The organism is Microcystis sp. LE19-195.1E (assembly GCF_027532095.1).
GTDB classification, from domain to species: domain Bacteria; phylum Cyanobacteriota; class Cyanobacteriia; order Cyanobacteriales; family Microcystaceae; genus Microcystis; species Microcystis aeruginosa.
In genome coordinates this window covers 1-3378 of the sequence record NZ_JAPZSZ010000080.1, presented here as the reverse complement: position 1 = coordinate 3378, position 3378 = coordinate 1, and the positions used below count along the sequence as shown (strand labels likewise).

Genomic DNA, 3378 nt, shown 5'->3' with positions numbered 1-3378 from the left:
ACTCAATTGTCTATCTTTTGGTATTAACCTGTTTGTGCCTTAAGTCCTTCCCTGTATGGATTTCAGCTACTTTTGAGCGTAGGCGCTCTCATCGAATTTTATTTTAAGTTAATTATTTGCATAACAATTCCCGAAGAGCCGAAAACAATTAACAAAGATCGCATCAATGTCTTTATATATAAGGGTTTTATCCCTTATAGCCCCGTTTATTGCCTAAGACAAACAAAAAGAACCGTTTTCAGTTTACTGTTTACTGTTTACTGTTTACTGATCACTGAAAAAACTTCCCACACCCCACACCCGACGGCATAGGTCGAACAAATTAGCCATTTTTTCCATCAATATCTAAATTAAGATGGAAACCTGTTTGATTTGAAGAGAATGCTAACATCGATTAGAATTTTCCCAGTCCGGGCTTTTCAGTCTTGCAACCTTGACTCATCCTTGATTTTACTGCCATGCAGAGATATATTCGATCGCCCCTAGCCCTAACCCTGAGCATCAGCCTGTTAGCTAATTTTTTAACCGCTTGTAATAATGCCCAAACCCCCGATAACACTGCCTCTAGTCCCACCACCACTGGCCCCGGTGATCAAGGCTTAAAATTAGGGGCTTTACTGCCCATTACCGGAGATTTAGCCGCCATTGGTCAAAATATGCCCGAAGCAGCCGCCCTAGCGGTAGAGACTATCAATGCCTGTGGTGGAGTCAATGGCAAACCCGTCACCCTCGTGAAAGAAGATGACCAAACCGATCCCGCCGCCGGTGCTTCAGCGATGACGAAACTAGCGGAGGTGGATAAAGTAGCCGGTGTGATCGGTTCCTTTGCCAGTAGCGTCTCAGGAGCAGCGGTCGATGTGGCGGTGAGAAAGAAAGTTATGTTAGTCTCTCCGGGTAGCACCAGTCCTGTATTTACTGACAGGGCGAAAAAAGGCGATTTTAAAGGTTTTTGGGCGCGGACGGCTCCCCCGGACACCTACCAAGCTCAAGCTTTAGCGGTCCTAGCTAAGAAAAAGGGTTTTCAAAATGTGGCCACCGTCGTGATCAATAACGATTACGGAGTCGGATTTGAACGGGAATTCGTGAGCGCTTTCGATAAATTAGGCGGCACTATCACTAATAAGCAAAATCCTGTCCGTTATGACCCGAAAGCTGCCACTCTCGATAGTGAAGCGGCGGCTGCCTTCGCTAACCAACCGGATGCTGTAGCGGCAGTCCTTTACGCTGAAACGGGCAGTTTATTACTGCAAGCGGCCTATAAACAGGGATTGACCAAAGGAGTTACCGTCCTCCTCACCGATGGGGTTTATTCGGAAGATTTCACCAAACAGGTGGGGAAAGGAACCGATGGTAAGTCAATTATTGCTGGGGCCCTAGGTACAGTCCCTGGGGCCGACGGTCAAGCTTTAAGCGCTTTTACTACTCTCTGGAAGGAAAAAACTGGCAAGGATGTCACCGCTTTTGTTCCCCATACTTGGGACGCGGCGGTTTTATTGATGTTAGCAGCTGAGGCGGCTAAATCTAACACTGGTGAAGGGATTCAAAGCAAGATTCGTGAGGTGGCTAACGGTCCGGGGACGGAAGTAACCGATGCTTGTCAAGCCATGGAAATGATTCGCAAAGGCGAGGATATTAACTATCAGGGGGCCAGTGGCAATGTGGATATCGATGAAAATGGCGATGTGGTCGGTAGTTACGATGTCTGGACTGTCAAGGATGACGGGACTCTCAAGGTTATCGATCAGGTGACACCTAATCAGTAATCAGTAATCAGTGATCAGGAGGCAGAAGGCAGCAGGTAGGGGATAGGGTGATAGGGATTTAGGGGTTTAGGGAAATTTCAGCCAAATGCTCCACTTCCCCACTACTTCACTACCCCACTTCATAATTCATCATTCATACTTTGTGCTTTTTGTCAAAAAAACTTTTTTTTTTGCAACAAAACTACACAAAAAAAAGATCATCTTTGTGGGTCAAATTGACTCATTTACCTGTCTTAATTAGGGTCTGCTGAAAAAGTTTTTCCTAGGGGCAGGGTGTAACCCCCCCAACCCCCCCGACATCGGGGGGGCAGGTGGGGTGTGGGGTTTTACAGATTTTGAGGGGGTCAATTACCTAATTTTCAGGGAAAAAGTCCCTGAATTTCCCCAACAGTCTTATGGGATGAAAATTCGACCGACTCCCATATAGTTTTCTAGATCAAATAAAATCTCAATCAAGCGGGTAGCACATCTTTGCCGATAGCTACTTTCATCAAAGCGCTCAGGGTTTCCAATTGTCAGAATTGGCAGGGAAGCGGGTGTATTTTCTTCACGTATGGTTTGTTCCAGCGAATCAATTCCTTTCATATTTCGATTTGCTGTAATTAAAATCATCTGAGTGTTTTGAGCAAATTGCCAAACAACCCGATCACTACTATCCATCGGCAATCCAACATCCTGAAAGGTGAAGAAGCGGATGGGCAAAAGATCAAGCCATCCTTCTGCTGAGAGGGTTCCCCAGAATAAAACAACATCGCCCGTTAAGTTGTAGTCAATCAGAAAGTTCATGATTGAGATTCAATGCGTGCTTTCCACTCTTGAAGCTTCGCACGAATGGTTTCTTGACCAGGCTTAGGGGGCATCGCCGCAATCTTGGCAAATCGCTCACGATTTCGCTCTTCCCAGTATTGACGAATTTCTGTCGCTGTCTGCAAGCATTCTTGATACTCGGCTTCAACCTCAGTACAATGAGTCTCAATGTATGCTAGGGCTGAATCAATCTGTCTATCATTAAGACCAAGTTTTTCACGAATCAGCTTGGGGGGATACTGAGCCTTTAGGTAATCCATAACATCATAAAGGGTAATTCGCGTACCGGCGATTGTCAATCCACGCTCTGTACGAATAATAGCTGATTGCCCGTTGGATACCAGAACCATACTCATAACCTTCTAGAATTTCATCGAAAATTTGGGTCTGAAACCCCGCCGTTTTACGACGGCTTTACTGTTAAATATTAGCACATTTACGAAATATATGCTAAAATATGAGACATGGAAAAAGCCTATTCTTCCCGATTTTACCCCACACCCGAACAAGAGTCGCTATTGCGGCGCACATTGGGCTGTGTAAGATTGGTTTACAATAAAGCTCTCCATGAACGAACACAAGCTTGGTACGAAAAGCAAGAAAGAGTAGGCTACGCTCAAACTTCTTCAATGTTGACCGATTGGAAAAAGCAAGAAGAATTAGACTTTCTCAATGAGGTAAGCTGTGTACCTTTACAACAAGGTTTAAGACATTTACAAACAGCTTTTACTAATTTCTTTGCTGGTCGTACTAAGTATCCTAACTTTAAGAAAAAACATCAGGGAGGAAGTGCCGAATTTACCAAATC

General features: G+C 44.8%; 6 protein-coding genes. 4 read left to right on the top strand and 2 right to left on the bottom strand.

Going from position 1 to position 3378, the window contains the following annotated elements; all coding sequences use genetic code 11:
• The first annotated feature begins 72 nt into the window (after window positions 1-72).
• From O9300_RS04890 to O9300_RS19630, 3 genes are all read left to right on the top strand, one after another.
• Window positions 73-312, top strand: a complete 240-nt coding sequence (locus O9300_RS04890) for a hypothetical protein (RefSeq protein WP_287970366.1) — start codon at window positions 73-75, stop codon at window positions 310-312.
• A gap of 146 nt (window positions 313-458) precedes the next feature.
• Window positions 459-1763 (top strand): ABC transporter substrate-binding protein, encoded by a 1305-nt coding sequence (locus O9300_RS04885; protein ID WP_287970365.1) that lies wholly within the window; start codon window positions 459-461, stop codon window positions 1761-1763.
• A gap of 244 nt (window positions 1764-2007) precedes the next feature.
• Window positions 2008-2190, top strand: a complete 183-nt coding sequence (locus O9300_RS19630; RefSeq protein WP_409888533.1) for a hypothetical protein — start codon at window positions 2008-2010, stop codon at window positions 2188-2190.
• Here the strand turns inward: O9300_RS19630 and O9300_RS04880 are convergent.
• Both O9300_RS04880 and O9300_RS04875 read right to left on the bottom strand, forming a co-directional pair.
• Window positions 2157-2549, bottom strand: coding sequence for a DUF5615 family PIN-like protein (locus O9300_RS04880; protein ID WP_287659118.1), 393 nt, complete (start codon window positions 2547-2549; stop codon window positions 2157-2159). The genes O9300_RS19630 and O9300_RS04880 overlap by 34 nt on opposite strands.
• On the bottom strand, window positions 2546-2920 hold the full coding sequence (locus O9300_RS04875) for a DUF433 domain-containing protein (protein ID WP_002758892.1): 375 nt from the start codon (window positions 2918-2920) through the stop codon (window positions 2546-2548). The genes O9300_RS04880 and O9300_RS04875 overlap by 4 nt, the downstream gene beginning before the upstream one ends.
• Window positions 2921-3034: 114 nt before the next feature.
• Here O9300_RS04875 and O9300_RS04870 point away from each other — a divergent pair.
• Window positions 3035-3378 (top strand): RNA-guided endonuclease InsQ/TnpB family protein (locus O9300_RS04870; protein WP_287970364.1); only part of this gene is annotated, 344 nt, incomplete at its 3' end.

Bases quoted from the DNA above. Each gene is read 5' to 3' on its own strand.
- O9300_RS04885 (WP_287970365.1), top strand. From the start codon at position 459: ATGCAGAGATATATTCGATCGCCCCTAGCCCTAACCCTGAGCATCAGC.
- O9300_RS04880 (WP_287659118.1), bottom strand. From the start codon at position 2,549: ATGAACTTTCTGATTGACTACAACTTAACGGGCGATGTTGTTTTATTC.
- O9300_RS04875 (WP_002758892.1), bottom strand. From the start codon at position 2,920: ATGGTTCTGGTATCCAACGGGCAATCAGCTATTATTCGTACAGAGCGT.